This is a genomic window from Alteromonas sp. G5_S2_22_S1 (genome assembly GCF_054968525.1).
On the sequence record NZ_JBQKUJ010000009.1, the window covers coordinates 126,701 to 142,058 of the forward strand.

Genomic DNA, 15,358 nt, shown 5'->3' on the forward strand with positions numbered 1-15,358 from the left:
TGTTCTTCGGGAAAATTGCCATATACCCTTATGTCAGACAAACAGATATCAGCAAAAGCATGCAGCTGAGCTCGGGGTGGTATATGGCAAAGGGTGTAAAAAGCACGGTTGAAAGACGATTAACCGGTAAGCGTTATCAAAAGTGTGTAGCGTCACTTTTTTGCTGCGTTCTGTTGTCGTTTTTAAACAGCGCGCTCGCATTTAATGAAGCGCAATCTTCTCAGGCCCAACAAACTGCACCACAGGCCTCTTTTGCCACTATTGTGGTCATTTACATAAAAGTTGCAGGCACATCTCCACCAGGCACACCAGACTATTTAAAGTCCCCCAGCAATGAGGGGACAGCTGGCGCAAGTGTGGCGATAGAGGATGCCAATATCACGGGGAAATTTCTTGGTTATCAGTTTGAGTTAACTGAAATCAATGTGCCTTCTATCGGCGAACTGCAAGCATCTTTAGCTAAAACACGCCAGCACTCTGGTTCAAGTGCTAACGCAAATCACAAAGAAATAAGCAGCAATCGGCAAGGCAACATTGCACCCGTTGTACTACTGGATATGCAAAGCAGTGATAAGGTAAAGACTGCCTCAATTGAGCAGTTGATTGCCACTATACAAAGCACGCTTCCTAATGCCGTATTTTTTAACGTAGCTAATAGCGATGATTTGCTGAGACAAAATTCATGTCGCCTGCCCTTGTTTCATACAATCCCCAGTTATCAGATGAAAGCCGACGCGCTAGCCCAGTGGTTTCGCACTAAGCGTATTGACGAGATATTTGCAGTTTACGGAAAAACCGCTGACGATGCTGCATACCTAGCCGCGTTTAAACGCAGCGCTAAAAAATTCAAGCTTTCACTGGTTGAAACTAAACAGTGGCAGGACAGTTTTGATTTACGCAGGGCTGCCTTTGCTGAAATTCCTCAATTTACGCGAACAACAGAAACCTATCAGGCTGTTTTTACCGCCGATAGCGCGGCGCAATTCGCGTATAGCCTACCCTTTAACACCTATTATCCCGTACCTGTGGTAGGTGCTGCCGGCCTGAAAGCGCTAGGTTGGCATTTTACCCACGAACAATGGGGCGCCCGTCAGCTTCAAAGCCGTTTTAACGACGGGTTTAACAGACACATGAATGAAGTCGACTTCGCCGCGTATCTTGCAGTAACTGCGGTGGCAAATGCTGCGCAGCAAGGAAGCGATTTAACGCAGCAGGGAATACTTAAAACCTTGCTTAGCGACCACTACACGCTGGGTGCCTATAAAGGTCGCCCCCTTTCTATTCGCTCCCACACCCACCAATTTCGTCAGCCTATTGCGCTGGCCCACGAAGACGCATTGGTGACTCATGCGCCCCTTGAAGGCTTTCTGCACCAAACCAACGAACTGGACACATTAGGCGCAACACACACTACCTGTAAGGACAAGTTATGAGCTATCGCTTTGCACTCTTGCTTGGCAATTTAATGGCAAGCTTTGCCTTTGCACTTCCTCAAGCGTATGTCACTAACGAAAAAGACAACACGCTATCTGTCATTGATATGACGACATTTGATGTGGTTGAAACTATCGAGGTTGGAGAGCGACCCCGAGGGTTTATTTTAAGTGCAGACCAGTCCCACGCGTATATCTGTGCCTCTGATGCTGATCGCATTCAAATTATGGATTTGTCTACCCATTCCATAGTGGGCGATCTTCCCTCAGGTGCAGATCCTGAAACCATAGCATTACATCCTAACGGCACCACTATTTACACAGCTAATGAAGACGATGCCCTTCTTACTGTTATCGACATTCCAACGGCGCAGGTTATTTCTCAGATAGATGTAGGCGTAGAGCCAGAGGGGCTGGCTGTGAGTCACGACGGCAGCATGATGGTCGTCACATCAGAAACCACTAACATGGTGCACTGGATAGATACCAAAACGCACGAAAATATTGCAAATAGCTTGGTTGACGCAAGACCCAGAGATGCCCACTTTACCAGAGATGACAAGTACCTTTGGGTAAGCTCGGAAATAGGTGGAACTGTCAGTATTTTCAATACTGCTACTAAGCAAAAAGTGAAGACCCTTTCCTTTGCCATTAAAGGCGTTTATCGCGACAAGGTTCAGCCAGTGGGTATTGTGCTTATGAAAGATAAGCCCTACGCCTTTGTGGCGCTTGGTCCAGCGAATCGCATAGCGGTCATCAATACCGATACCTTTGAAGTGGAAGACTACATTTTGGTTGGGCGACGAGTGTGGCAATTAGCGTTTAACCAAGATCAATCTTTATTGCTGACCACTAACGGTGTGAGCGGTGATGTTTCTGTCATCAATACCCACACGTTAAACGTAGAGCATACGGTAAAAGTGGGGCGATACCCTTGGGGCGTGGCGGTTAAATGGAAATAGCGGTTCAAGCGGTTTCACATCAGTACGGCAGCCACCACGCGCTGGACAATATAAGTCTTTGCCTAAAACCAGGCTTAACCATGCTGCTTGGGCCAAATGGCGCAGGCAAAAGCACCTTATTTGCGCTTATTACGGGCCTGCAAAAGCTCACGCAAGGTAGTATTACCTTTGATGGTGCTACCCTGTCTCAATCTCGCACAAGTATTATGGCGAAAATGGGCGTGGTATTTCAACAAAGCACCTTAGATATCGACTTATCAGTAAAACAAAATTTGTCCTACTTTGCTTCGCTCCACGGCATAAGTACCACTAGCGCGCTATCTCATATTCAAGGCCTGCTCGACGAGCTCGACCTTACGAGTAAGCTCAACACAAAAATTCGCAACTTAAATGGCGGGCACAGACGTCGGGTCGAGTTAGCTCGCTGCCTTATTCACAAGCCATCCTTACTCCTACTAGACGAGCCTACCGTTGGCCTAGACATAGAATCCCGTCATCTTATTTTGCGGGTAGTACAAGCACTCGCTCATTCCCAAAACGTAAGTGTACTGTGGGCCACGCATTTATTTGAGGAAGTGAAGCACAATAACAATCTGATAGTCTTATCAAAAGGGCGAGTGTTAGCCCATGACCAATGTGAAGCCTTGTTAGCCAAGTATCATCAACAGGATATTGAGCACCTTTGGCAGCATTTGATGCAGGAAGGCTCCTGATGTATTGGCGCTGTTTTGTGGGCGTACTTACCCGAGAGATGCTGAAGTTCTGGCAGCAACGTACACGCCTGTTAAGTGCATTGGTGCGCCCGCTGCTTTGGCTATTTGTTTTTGCCGCAGGGTTTCGTTCGGCCTTGGGTCTTTCAATGACCGAGCCTTACGAGAGTTATATTTTGTACGAAGAGTACATTGTACCTGGGCTTGCCGCCATGATAGTACTTTTTAATAGTATGCAAAGTTCACTGTCCATGGTGTACGACAGAGAAATGGGCAGCATGAAAGTTTTGCTGTTAAGCCCGGTTCCCCGCCCTTTTCTGCTAGGCAGTAAGCTGATAGCCAACACCTTGGTAAGCGCTATTCAGGTATATATCTTCTTTGCTTTTGCGCTATTGCTAGATGTACGCTTATCTGCGTTGGGGTACGTTTATGCGCTGCCTGTTATCGCACTACTATCATTGTTTTTAGGTTCGTTAGGCTTATTACTGGCAAACTATATTAAGCAGCTCGAAAACTTTGCAGGGGTAATGAATTTTGTCATTTTCCCATTGTTCTTTCTATCAAGCGCCTTATACCCGCTTTGGAAAATGCGTGAGGCCAGCGAATGGCTCTATCAAATTTGTGCCTTTAACCCCTTTAGTAGCGGCGTAGAATTATTGCGATTTGCGCTCTATGAAAAACTCGAACACAACGCGCTAGCTGTTGTACTTTGCCTTACAGCCATCACGTTTATTTTCGCTGTGAGAAGCTTTCGCCCCAAAGCCTCAAAAGGGCGCTTTTCGTGATAAAAGCAAACCTAATCTGGGCTAATGAAAGCAATAAATTTGAAACGTTAGACGATAGTGACTGCTTACTTATTTTAACTACACCCACGTTATTGGCGAGCCAACTCTTTCACTTTTCAACACCCGCTAAGGCATACATTGAGCAGGTTTTTGACGATGAAAACTTTGCAGGAAATAAAGGCCAATGTGTATTCGTACAAGGCCTTAAGGCGTTTAAAACAAATTACATCCCTGATACTGAAAACAGCGGACAAAACGAAATTAGACAACAATTAGCTGATATAAAACGGGTGCTGTTTTATGGTGTCGATTTTGCGGTTTTTGAAGCGTCAGATGCACCCAACGTCTCTAGCCGTGCCTCGACTTTATCTAAAACTAATGACCCCTCCATGGTTAACCGCTCAAGCTACGCTAGCGATTCAAATTCTGCGTTTAATTCAAAAAGCAGCAGTGACTTGAGCCAAAATGACGCGCCAGCATTTCGCTATGCAGAACAGCAGTTCGATGCATTGTTTAAAAAGCTCAAAAGCGTGTCGGTAACATTGGAAAAGCTGTCGTTAATGGCGCTTTCTACCACTGAAACAGTAAGCAGTGATCCAGTTAACATCATTGCGAGCCACTCACAGTTTCTGAGTGCGCTACTTAGAAGCTATTTCAAGCACGGCTATCACTTTAAGGGCTATAAGACGAATAAAATGTCGGAACTCGATAATCAAATTCGCGATGCAAATAGCGACGCGGTCAGTGCGCCCGGGAGTAGCACTGACAAAGAGAAAAATAATGTCGAGATTAGTGAGTACAATAATAACGGCACGCTGTCTCTTGCATTAGATGCCAAGCATTTTACTAACGCGCAAAAGCATCTCGTTTCACACACTATCCGCTATGAATCAGCCCTTAATGCCGCGATGACCTGGGCTAAAGATCTCGCCCACATGCCGGCCAACTTATGTACGCCGTATTATTTGGCCGAACAAGCTCAACACCTGGCACAAACCTTTAGCACGGTTTCCTGCGATATCCTTAACGAGAGTACGTTACAACAGTTAGGCATGAATGGTTATTTAGCGGTAAATGCAGGTTCACAGTTTGCTGCCACCATGCCTATTCTTCGCTATACAGCCAAAGGTTTAGAGGATGCACCGCCAGTAGTGTTAATTGGCAAGGGCGTCACATTTGACAGCGGCGGCATAACGTTAAAACGCAGCCCTGATATGCGCCATATGATTTACGACATGGCAGGCGCCGGCTGTGTATTGGGCGTAATTCAGGCGGTTGCCACGCTGGGGTTAAATATAAATATTATTGGAATTGTGGCGAGCGCCGATAATGCAATTGATGGCAAAGCCTATCGCCCGGGTGACATTATTACTATGCACTCAGGAAAAACCGTGGAAGTCATGAGTACCGATGCAGAGGGGCGTATGCTTATGGCCGATGCAATCAGCTACGCGAAACAGTTCTCCCCTTCGGTTATTATTGATGTTGCGACCCTAACCGGCGCGGCTATTAGCGCACTGGGGCACAAGGCCAGTGCGCTTTTTAGCAACTCTTCTGCGCTTGAAAGCGCATTAATTGAAGCTGGGGAACTGGCTAATGACAGGTGCTGGCCATTCCCACTTTGGCCAGAATATCAAGACGCCATTACCTCTCAGCACGCGGATATGATGAATACGGGCATAAACTCTCCCGGTGCTATTTCGGCAGGCTGCTTTCTCTCTCGTTTTGCTGACGGCACCCCGTGGGCTCACCTCGATGTGGCAGGAACCGCTTTTACCTACACCAAATCGTTATCGGCGACCGGCCGCCCTATCCCTTTGCTGTTATCTTACTTAAGCAGCTGCGCTATCAAAAATAATCAATAAATCATCAAAATTCATGACAGTTCTCCTCCCTTAGGAGGATATCTGTTAACACATATTCAACATATACTCAGTCATGCGTTTAATCATAAAGAAGAGGAACAACTATGTGGACTAAACCCCAATACACAGAAATGCGCCTTGGTTTTGAAGTAACTCTTTACATCAATAACCGCTAGGCAACGCCCTCTGGGATGATGAACAAAAAGGCTGCCGATGCAGCCTTTTTTTACTTGTAGTATGGAGTTGTTATGCACGTATTGATTCTTGGTGCTGCCGCTGGGGGTGGATTTCCGCAATGGAACTGTCACTGCCCAAATTGTAAGGGTTTACGCGAAGGTAAAATAAAGGCGAAAAGCAGAACACAGTCGAGTATTGCTGTCAGTAGTGACGGCAACAACTGGGTTCTCATTAATGCCTCCCCTGATTTACGGGAGCAGATAAATAGCCACCCGCAGCTGTGGCCCGAGGACCATGTGTCTCGCGGCACACGCATAAGCGCAATTGTGCTTACCGACAGTCAAATAGACCATACTACAGGCCTGCTAACATTGCGCGAAGGCTTACCCCTTCCCGTTTATTGTACCGATGTTGTGGCCGAAGACCTAACCACCAGCTTCCCGCTTTTTACCGTATTAAAACACTGGCGCGGCGGACTACAGCAGCATTCAATTAATACCGATTATCACCAACGCTTTGTACCAAAGGGGGCAGAAGGCCTGACTTTCCAACCCGTGGTATTAGAGTCTAATGCGCCCCCTTATTCGACGTATCGCGACAACATTGTGCCGGGCAACAATATCGGCCTGAAGATAACTGACGACACCACGGGCAACGTGCTTTTTTACGCGCCAGGATGTATGCAGGCAAACGACACAGTAAAACAAGTAATGCGCGAATCTCACTGCGTGCTATTTGACGGTACGCTGTGGGCCAATGAAGAAATGATAGCTCACGGCTTTAGCAACAAGCTGGGCACTGATATGGGACACATGCCGGTTAATGGAAAGGGCGGAGCCATTGCGCTGCTAAATGAATTTAACGTTGAGCGTAAAGTACTTATTCATATCAACAACACAAATCGCGTGCTTGACGAAGACTCCAATGCTTATCACAGCCTGTGTGAGCAAGGTATTGAATTGGCTTACGACGGCATGGAAATTGAGGTGTAGTAATGACAGAACACGCATGGTCTAGACAAGAATTCGAACAAAAACTGAGAGAAAAAGGCGCTTACTACCATATTCATCACCCGTTTCATAAACGTATGAATGAAGGACACTGCAGCGTTGATGAGATTCAGGGCTGGGTGGCCAACCGACTGTATTATCAAATGGCGATACCGGTTAAAGACGCGGCAATTTTAGCAAATTGCGAAGATCAATCGGTACGCAGAACTTGGATCCAACGAATAATCGATCATGATGGACGGGAAGGTGAAGACGGACTGGGCGGCATAGAAGCCTGGTTACGATTGGGCGAAGCGGTAGGCTTAAACCGCAGCGAGATGCTTGATGAAACACACCTGTTGCCAGCGGTTAAGTTTGCAGTGAATGCCTATGTGAATTTTGCCCGCCGTGCGTCGTGGGAAGAGGCTGCCTGCTCATCGTTAACTGAAATGTTTGCCCCTGAAATACATCAAAGCCGATTAGATACCTGGCCTGAGCACTATACATGGATTGATAGTGAAGGCTTTACCTACTTTCAAATGCGGTTAAGTCAGGCGCGCCGTGATGTAGAGCATGGCCTGCAGATTACCCTTGACCACTTTGTTACCCGACAACAGCAAGAACATGCGCTCAATATACTGCAGTTCAAAATTGATATTTTGTGGAGCATTGCTGATGCCATTTGCTTTGCCTATGAATATAAGAGAAAGCCGTTCGATGGTATTGCCGACCAGCGGGTGTGCCATAAAGGGAGGTTTTAATGATGTCGAATTTACAATCACAAACCCAACACCACTTAGATGCTGATAGCGTCGGTGATGATGACATTGGTTCAAATACCCCGGAAGACAACATTGAAAATAGCAGCAGTCACAACAACGAGGGCTGCGGCACAAGAGACAAAACAGCTTCTTTAAATCCGCTTTTTCGCATGCAGTACGAGAAAGCTCAGGGTTGTTATGTTTTGTTGTTCCCCGAAGGAATGATCAAACTTAACCCTTCTGCAGCAGAAATTCTTAAGCGTGTAGATGGCAACAATACGGAAAATGCCATTTGTGCTGAACTTCGCCAGGCATTCCCTGATGCACCTGATGACTTAGAAGAAGATGTTCATGTATTTCTGGTTCATGCCGAGCAAAAGAAGTGGATCCGCTATGACGAATGATACAGACGTTGATTTACAAACCGACGAACCAAATAGCATAACGCCACCGCTGTGGCTCCTAGCCGAAATTACCTATCAGTGCCCATTGCATTGCCCGTATTGCTCCAACCCAGTAAACATGGAAGAAACATTCAATGAGCTCTCTACAGAGCACTGGGAGCGTGTGCTGCGTGAAGCGCGGGAAATGGGCGCCGTGCAATTGGGCTTTTCTGGCGGAGAGCCATTGCTTCGAAAAGACTTGGAGCACTTAGTCGCTTATGCGCGGGCTTTGGGTTTTTACACCAACTTGATCACCTCTGGCATTGGCATGACAGAGAAACGTATTGCCAAACTCAAAGAAGCCGGGCTCGACCATATTCAACTGAGCTTTCAGGCAGCCAATGCCGAAGTAAACGACTTAATAGGCAATAAGCGCCACTCATTTGAACAAAAACTTAAAATTGCGAAGCTGGTAAAACAATACGACTACCCTATGGTGCTTAACTTCTGTATTACCGCGCAGAACATTCACGAAATAGAAGACGTGATGGCGTTAAGCGAGCAGCTAAATGCTGATTTTGTCGAGCTGGCTACCGTACAGTATTACGGCTGGGCCTATGAAAACAGAGACCATTTGCTGCCTACGTCACAGCAGCTACAGGACGCTGAGGCCGCAGTGAACCGCTATCGAGCGCAGCAAAACGGTAAAGGGCCTACCTTCATATTTGTATCGCCCGACTATTACGAATCTCGCCCTAAGGCTTGCATGAATGGCTGGGGCACTACGTTTTTAACCGTAACGCCAGATGGCAGTGCCCTTCCGTGTCACAGCGCGAAGATATTACCTCTGTCTTTTCCCAACGTGAAAGAACGTTCATTGCACGATATTTGGCATCAAGACTTTAGCTTTAATCATTTCCGTGGCGATAGTTGGATGCCGTCGCCCTGTAGGGACTGCGATGAAAAAGACAAAGATTTTGGCGGATGTCGATGTCAGGCCTACCTGCTAACAGGTGATATGTATAAGACGGATCCGGTTTGCAGTAAGTCGCCCGATCACCATTTAATGAAAGGCATTACCGATAAAGCAGGTACTGCACCGTCTAAGGCTCTAGCGTATCGGAAGGTGGAAAAATCGATTCCCATCTTAGAAGTAAGTGCTACGAGGTAAGCGCTAGGAGATAAATGCGCTGCGATAAGTACGAGAAGGTAAATGCGCTGCAATAAGTACGAAACAAAAAGAGATACCGTTAACCCGTAATGATAAAAGTGTATGTCTGAATTTCATTTCATTGATGCCGGCTCTGGGTCAAAAGCGCATAGCGTTGTTTTTGCGCTTAAAACCCCTGCGGCAGGCCACACTGGGCTGTCTCATTTAGCTGAGCACATGAGCTTTCGACGCTCTCATCAATACCCTGCTGCTCACGAGCTTTTTACGGCCAATACACTTCTTCCGGTCACTATCAACGCAACCACACTCGCGGAATACACCTTCTTTTTTGCCACCTCTGAAAAAGCGAATGTACTGCTTGATGCTGTAAATTACCTGTACTGTGGCCTGCTTAACCGAGATTACAGTAGCGATGAGATTACCTTAGAGCGTGACGGAGTTATTTTTAACGAGCTCGCCATGCTAGAGGCAAACAGCGACTATGCATTAAACGCCGCTATTCGATTAGCCGATACCGATAAAAATGCCTATCAACACGCAGGTGGTTTTACACAAACCATAGGCAGCAATAGCATTCAAGCGCTTCAAGACTACAAACGCCTGTGGTATCAGCCAAGCAATATCACCACGCTGGTTTACAGTAATTCAATCCAACTTTTTGAGCAGTGCAAAGAGGTTGTGACAGCCCTGAGCTCAATGACAGCCCTGAGCGCTGAAAAAACCTTGAGCGAGAAAGCGGCTTTGAACGAAGAATCCACCCTGAACAGAAACGCCCCTCTGAATCAGCACCCACCTCAATGCGAACACTCACATTCAGACAAAGAAGCCTCTCTTGATGCGCAAACGACAAAAGGCGAAAACGAATCAATAAGACATGTATTAACTTGGTGGTTTCCCCAATGTTTTCTTAAAGGCTTACAACAGCAAGAAGCAACGCTTAACACTGCAGCAGGGCCTGAAAACACCTTATTTATAGACCCCGAAAACAATCGACAAGGTAAATTCGCAATTCGCCTCGTTACAAAAGATGCGTTCAAAGATAAAGCAAGCGATTTTTCGAGGGAAGCTGTAACAAGGCTTTCAAAGAAACTGACACACAAGCTAGTAGAGGGTGATAACAATAAAAGGCTTGAACGTCTAAAACATGTGGTATCCGCGTGTCTCGCCTCATTTGATATTAGGCCTTCAAAGCCGATGCCAGACACTGATAAACACGCAGAAGGTGTGGGGGCGGCTATTCGCTATTTTGCGCAATTAACGGATGCGTTGTCTTCGAACGAGTCTGCCGCCAAAGACTGTGCCACCAAAAACGTTTATTTAGCGAGTGTTAATAAGGTATCGCACTCCTACCTAGGGGCTCTATCTTCACCTGAAAAGTCAATCGCTCGCGAGCGGATTAAAAAGGCACGTAAGGGCATTGCCGCGCAGGCCAGCGCTTACAATAATGACCAGTCACTTTTAATGCCGCGTCTTGCTTTTGAATATCGACATTTTGTTACGTTAGAGCACTTACCTGCACTTCCGCGTTTATTGCGGCCTCTCGCCAACAATACCACCAATTTAAAACGCTTTAACGCTGAAAAAGTTGCCTCGCACTTCACGCCGCTTTCCATCACATCACCCTCAATAGCTGTAGAGTCAGCTTCTCCAAATTCAACTAGTTATTTGGCCTCGCACTGGGTGTACCGTATTGCTTTCTATCAACAGGCAAGACTACAAGAGGTATTGTCAGACCAGCTTTTTTGGCAACCAAGAACCTCGGGTGAATGCTATGCACTGGGCGCTGCAACCTATGAAAATAACCTTTTTCTATTTGGTGCCAGCGATACAAATATCACAGAGCGTGAAAACTGGTGCCATAAGGTTTTATCGATTCTCTCGTAGGGAATTCGGGAAAAAACACTGCTACCAATTTATGATACTTCCTCCCACTTAAGGAGGATATTTTTAGGGAATGGTTAAGGCAATACTGAAAGCATAAATAATAACGAAGCAGTCAAGACCATGCCTACGCGAATTTCTACTAAAAACTCGAGCCAAAACGTTACACATTTCCCATCACACCAACTTGCCCGTTCACCATTTGCTCTTGCGATTATTGCAAGCGCAGTAACCTATGCGTTTAGCCCTGCTGCAGAAGCTAACGATGCAATGGACCGCTACGAGGTAATAGAGGTGCAGGGAGCGACGCCGCTTAGCGCCAACAGCAATAACTCTGCTGTATTTGGCAACGTTCAGACACTCACTCAAGATGACATTGAAGGGAGCGTCAACCGTTCACTACCGGAGCTACTCAAAACTCAGCTTGCGAGCGTGAACCTAAACGATGTTCAGAACAATCCGTTCCAACCCGACCTTCAATACCGCGGGTTTACTGCCTCTCCGCTGCTTGGCCTACCTCAGGGCATTTCGGTGTACCTAAACGGCGGTCGGGTTAACGAAGCGTTTGGCGATACTGTGCATTGGGACCTAATGCCTTTAGATGCTATAGATACCGTTTCTTTATACTCTGGTTCAAACCCTCTGTTTGGCCAGAACACGTTAGGCGGCGCCCTTGCGCTAACAACGAAAACAGGGTTTAGCTTCAACGCCAATGAAATAGATTTACAGGCTGGACAATTCGGCCAGAAAGCCGCGTCTGTGGAATCGGGTGGTAATAACGATCACTGGGCGTATTACGTGAACCTGAATCACTATGAGGAAGATGGCTGGCGCGACTATTCGCCATCTGAAGTGCAGCAATTATTTACTTCCCTTGCTTATAAAAGTGACAAGATGCATCTCGACATGAACCTGTTTATGGCCGATAACGAATTACTTGGCAACGGTGCATCACCTATTGAACTGCTGGATATTGAAGGCAGAGAAGCGGTCTACACCCACCCCGATCAGACTAACAACGAACTTACGCACGTTAATATAACCGGTGATTTCGTTTTAACTAACACCTTATCATTAACCGCCAATATGTTTTATCGCGACACACAAACTCAATCAATCAACGGCGATGACAGTGATTTTGGTGCCTGCCAGTTCGCTGATGGACGCGTAACACTGTGTGAATTTGAAGATGATGACGATGACGACGATGATCCGCTTGATAGTGATGGCGACGACGATGATGACGATGACTTGCCTGTTGTAGGAGAAGGCGACGATATAGAAGCGGTTGAATTTATTGGCTTTGATGACGACACCGCGCTTGCCGAAATATCAAATGTGGACGCAGATGAACTTGATGGTACATACAATACGGGCCGCACAGACGCCAAAGCTACTGGGTTATCTTTTCAGCTAGCAAAACAATATGCCTTAAGCGGCTTCAGTTCAGAGTTAATTGTTGGTGCCAGCTACACCAAAGGAGATGTTAACTACGCCGCTGATACTACATTTGGTATTTTGGAAAACGAATCTGCACAAGACTCACGCACCGTTTTACCCATCGACGGGCTCATGGCACAAGAAGCCAGGGTTAGATTAGATGTAGACACCACCGCATGGTCGCTATTTTTCATGAATAGTACACAGCTCTCTTCAGCCGTATCACTCAATCTTGGTGGACGTTTTAACCGAGACCATATTGTTATGGAAGACCTGATTGATGACGGTGAAGGTTCATTAGACGGCGATCACCGTTTTACCCAATTTAACCCTGCGGTAGGTGTAGACTTTACTATTGATGAACAAAGCCATTTGAATCTTGCAATCAGCCAGTCTTCAAGAACGCCAAGCCCCGCAGAGTTAAGCTGTGCAGATGAAGACGACCCGTGTCGGTTACCGAATGGATTTGTGGCCGATCCTCCTCTTGATCAGGTGGTCACCCAAACGATTGAAGCGAACTACACCACGCGCATAGATAACGTCGACCTTATGCTAAATGTTTTTCACAGTAGAAGTAAGGACGACATAATATTTCAACAGGCTGGCTCTGTTGCCTCTCGCGGATACTTTATTAATGTTGATGAAACCCAGCGTCAGGGCGTTGAGTTCAGCGTAGGCTCAACGTGGGAAAAACTAACCTACCGATTAAACTACAACTACCTTAACGCAACCTATGAATCGACATTCACGTCATTTAGCCCTTTTAACCCTCAGGGTCCGGACCGAGTCGTAACGCCAGGTGACAAAATTCCAGGCCAGCCAGAGCATTTAGTCAAGCTCTACGCAGATTACGCCTTATCGGATAAAGCGCGTTTAGGGGCAGAAGTTATTTCAGCATCGAATCAGTACTTTAGGGGCGATGAGGCTAACGAAAATGAAAAGATAGACGGATACGTTATTGCAAACGTTTATGCATCGTACCGTTTCAACGACACATTTACCGCATCGCTACGTGTGAACAATGTGTTCGACAAAGACTATGAAACCTTTGGCACGTATGGCGAGGCCGATGAGGTGTTAGAAGACATTTACCCCGACGTAGAAGGTGCACAGTTCGTGGGCCCCGCACAACCGCGAATGGTCAGTGTGAATCTAAAAGCAAGATTCTAATAAGATAGCAGTTGTTACCACACGCGTTTTTATCGACATAAAAGCTGAGACAAAAATCAAAAAACGCGACTTACTTTCTCACAGTGGTCGCGTTTTTCATGCTTTATACATTTAATTTTCCCGCTACTAAAGAAGGAGATTAACACGCCTTACGGCCGATGGTTCAAAATTCAATAAAACCTATTATCAATTTACTGGACACCGAAAGCATTAAAACCAGTCGAAAATAAAAATAAAAAACCACTGTAATTAATCAACACTTCCAATATTGGGACAGTAAAATGAAAAAGAATACATTTACAAAAACCTGTTTATCTATTGCCATTCTAAGCACGGTCAGTAGCCATAGCTTTGCCCAAGACGAGCCCTATTCATGGAATATCTCTGGATGGATAAATGAAGGCTTAACCTATTATGACGACGGTGTGGGTAGTGATGTGGCACAACTATCAGACAATGGTACAACGCTAGGCAGCCGTATTACGCTTTCAGGGAATTATAAACTGGAAGAACAAGGCATGGACGTGGGCTTTGAGGTCATTATTGAACCTCTTTCAGGCGCACCGAACTACGCCGGTGGTGGCCATCAAACCCCGCTTTTGTTTGCCAATCAGGATAACTTAGACACCTTCAATGGCGGCGACATAGGCCTGTTGGGCAGTAGCCTCTACTTTGGTGGCGACTGGGGTAAAATCACCATTGGTTTACAAAGCCTTCCCACCGATAACATTGCCGTTCTAGCCGATCCTTCTGGCACAATCTGGTCGGGAATTTCTCCATTATTTAGAGCAAATGGCTTCTTTATTCGAGGCGTAGAAGAAGGTTCAACCAATGTCGCGTGGGGTCAATTTGCTCAGTGCTTAGCTACGCCTGGCTTGGGTATTGGTATTGACTGTAACGGCATATATCGCAACGGCGTGCGCTACGATCTTCCTCAAATGGGAAACGTGAGTATTGCGGTCGGTTATGCAAACGACGAAATTTACGATATTGCGGTTAAGTATGCGGCTGAGCACGAAGGCTTCAAAACTAACCTTCACGCAGGTTACTCAGTGAATAAAGATGGCGGTAGCAATGTTGGCGGCAACAGTTCAACTACGCTGCAACTGCAAGCTGGCGTCATGCATCTTGAATCAGGAGTATTTGGGGTAGCCACTTATCAGATGGAAGAAGCTGACGACGCAATTGTTGGCTCGGGTGACGATACGGATGCCTATTACTTTAAAGCAGGCATTAGAAAACAGTTTAATCGCTTTGGTGATTCTGCTTTCTATGCTGAATATGCCAGTTATAACGACCAATACGGCATGGCTCATTTAGATGGCGTTACCGGCTCAGAGCTTAGTCAGTGGGGCGTTGCAGCAGAACAATATTTTGGATCGCGCTTCTTGGTGTACGCGAAATACGAAAACCTAAGTTTAGATATTGATGGTTCAGAATCTGCGCAAGGAATTTATAACAGCGCAGAAGACTTAACCCTAATTCAACTAGGTGGCACTGTGTTCTTTTAATTGAGAATTAAAAATCAGTCATATTTTAACATTGAACTTATATCTAATTACTCTGAAATTTAAAAATTACTCGATTCATTTAATTAATGATAAAAAACTGATTAATTTTGCACTTAAATA

The 15,358-nt window shown here is 46.1% G+C and carries 13 protein-coding genes; all 13 read left to right on the top strand.

Features of this window, described 5'->3' with window-relative positions; translation table 11 throughout:
- The first annotated feature begins 83 nt into the window (after positions 1-83).
- The 13 genes from ACTRWF_RS11550 (at position 84) to ACTRWF_RS11610 (ending at position 15,238) form a co-directional block, all read left to right on the top strand.
- Positions 84-1,433 carry a type 1 periplasmic-binding domain-containing protein gene (locus tag ACTRWF_RS11550; RefSeq protein WP_462835584.1) on the top strand — a complete coding sequence of 450 codons (1,350 nt, stop codon included), beginning with the start codon at positions 84-86 and terminating at the stop codon, positions 1,431-1,433.
- A complete protein-coding gene (locus tag ACTRWF_RS11555) occupies positions 1,430-2,395 on the top strand; it encodes a PQQ-dependent catabolism-associated beta-propeller protein (RefSeq protein ID WP_462835585.1) in 966 nt (321 codons plus the stop codon). Before ACTRWF_RS11550 ends, ACTRWF_RS11555 begins: the two co-directional genes overlap by 4 nt.
- Positions 2,386-3,108 carry an ATP-binding cassette domain-containing protein gene (locus ACTRWF_RS11560; RefSeq protein ID WP_278384172.1) on the top strand — a complete coding sequence of 241 codons (723 nt, stop codon included), beginning with the start codon at positions 2,386-2,388 and terminating at the stop codon, positions 3,106-3,108. The genes ACTRWF_RS11555 and ACTRWF_RS11560 overlap by 10 nt, the downstream gene beginning before the upstream one ends.
- Complete coding sequence (locus tag ACTRWF_RS11565) at positions 3,108-3,890, top strand: ABC transporter permease (RefSeq protein ID WP_015068005.1); 783 nt, start codon at positions 3,108-3,110, stop codon at positions 3,888-3,890. Before ACTRWF_RS11560 ends, ACTRWF_RS11565 begins: the two co-directional genes overlap by 1 nt.
- Positions 3,887-5,755 carry a leucyl aminopeptidase gene (locus ACTRWF_RS11570; RefSeq protein WP_202941941.1) on the top strand — a complete coding sequence of 623 codons (1,869 nt, stop codon included), beginning with the start codon at positions 3,887-3,889 and terminating at the stop codon, positions 5,753-5,755. The genes ACTRWF_RS11565 and ACTRWF_RS11570 overlap by 4 nt, the downstream gene beginning before the upstream one ends.
- Positions 5,756-5,859: 104 nt before the next feature.
- Positions 5,860-5,931, top strand: coding sequence for a pyrroloquinoline quinone precursor peptide PqqA (pqqA, locus tag ACTRWF_RS11575; protein WP_071953288.1), 72 nt, complete (start codon positions 5,860-5,862; stop codon positions 5,929-5,931).
- Positions 5,932-6,003: 72 nt separating this feature from the next.
- Positions 6,004-6,924, top strand: coding sequence for a pyrroloquinoline quinone biosynthesis protein PqqB (pqqB, locus tag ACTRWF_RS11580; protein WP_015068007.1), 921 nt, complete (start codon positions 6,004-6,006; stop codon positions 6,922-6,924).
- Positions 6,925-6,926: 2 nt separating this feature from the next.
- Positions 6,927-7,682, top strand: coding sequence for a pyrroloquinoline-quinone synthase PqqC (gene pqqC / locus ACTRWF_RS11585; protein ID WP_015068008.1), 756 nt, complete (start codon positions 6,927-6,929; stop codon positions 7,680-7,682).
- On the top strand, positions 7,682-8,086 hold the full coding sequence (gene pqqD, locus ACTRWF_RS11590; RefSeq protein WP_015068009.1) for a pyrroloquinoline quinone biosynthesis peptide chaperone PqqD: 405 nt from the start codon (positions 7,682-7,684) through the stop codon (positions 8,084-8,086). Before pqqC ends, pqqD begins: the two co-directional genes overlap by 1 nt.
- A complete protein-coding gene (gene pqqE, locus ACTRWF_RS11595; RefSeq protein WP_015068010.1) occupies positions 8,076-9,236 on the top strand; it encodes a pyrroloquinoline quinone biosynthesis protein PqqE in 1,161 nt (386 codons plus the stop codon). Before pqqD ends, pqqE begins: the two co-directional genes overlap by 11 nt.
- A 102-nt stretch (positions 9,237-9,338) precedes the next feature.
- Complete coding sequence (locus ACTRWF_RS11600) at positions 9,339-11,120, top strand: insulinase family protein (protein ID WP_462835586.1); 1,782 nt, start codon at positions 9,339-9,341, stop codon at positions 11,118-11,120.
- Between the two features lie 120 nt (positions 11,121-11,240).
- Positions 11,241-13,727: a TonB-dependent receptor domain-containing protein gene (locus ACTRWF_RS11605; protein WP_462835587.1), complete on the top strand. Its 2,487-nt coding sequence runs from the start codon at positions 11,241-11,243 to the stop codon at positions 13,725-13,727.
- A 281-nt stretch (positions 13,728-14,008) separates the two neighbouring features.
- On the top strand, positions 14,009-15,238 hold the full coding sequence (locus ACTRWF_RS11610) for a porin family protein (RefSeq protein ID WP_278344428.1): 1,230 nt from the start codon (positions 14,009-14,011) through the stop codon (positions 15,236-15,238).
- Positions 15,239-15,358 lie beyond the last annotated feature (120 nt).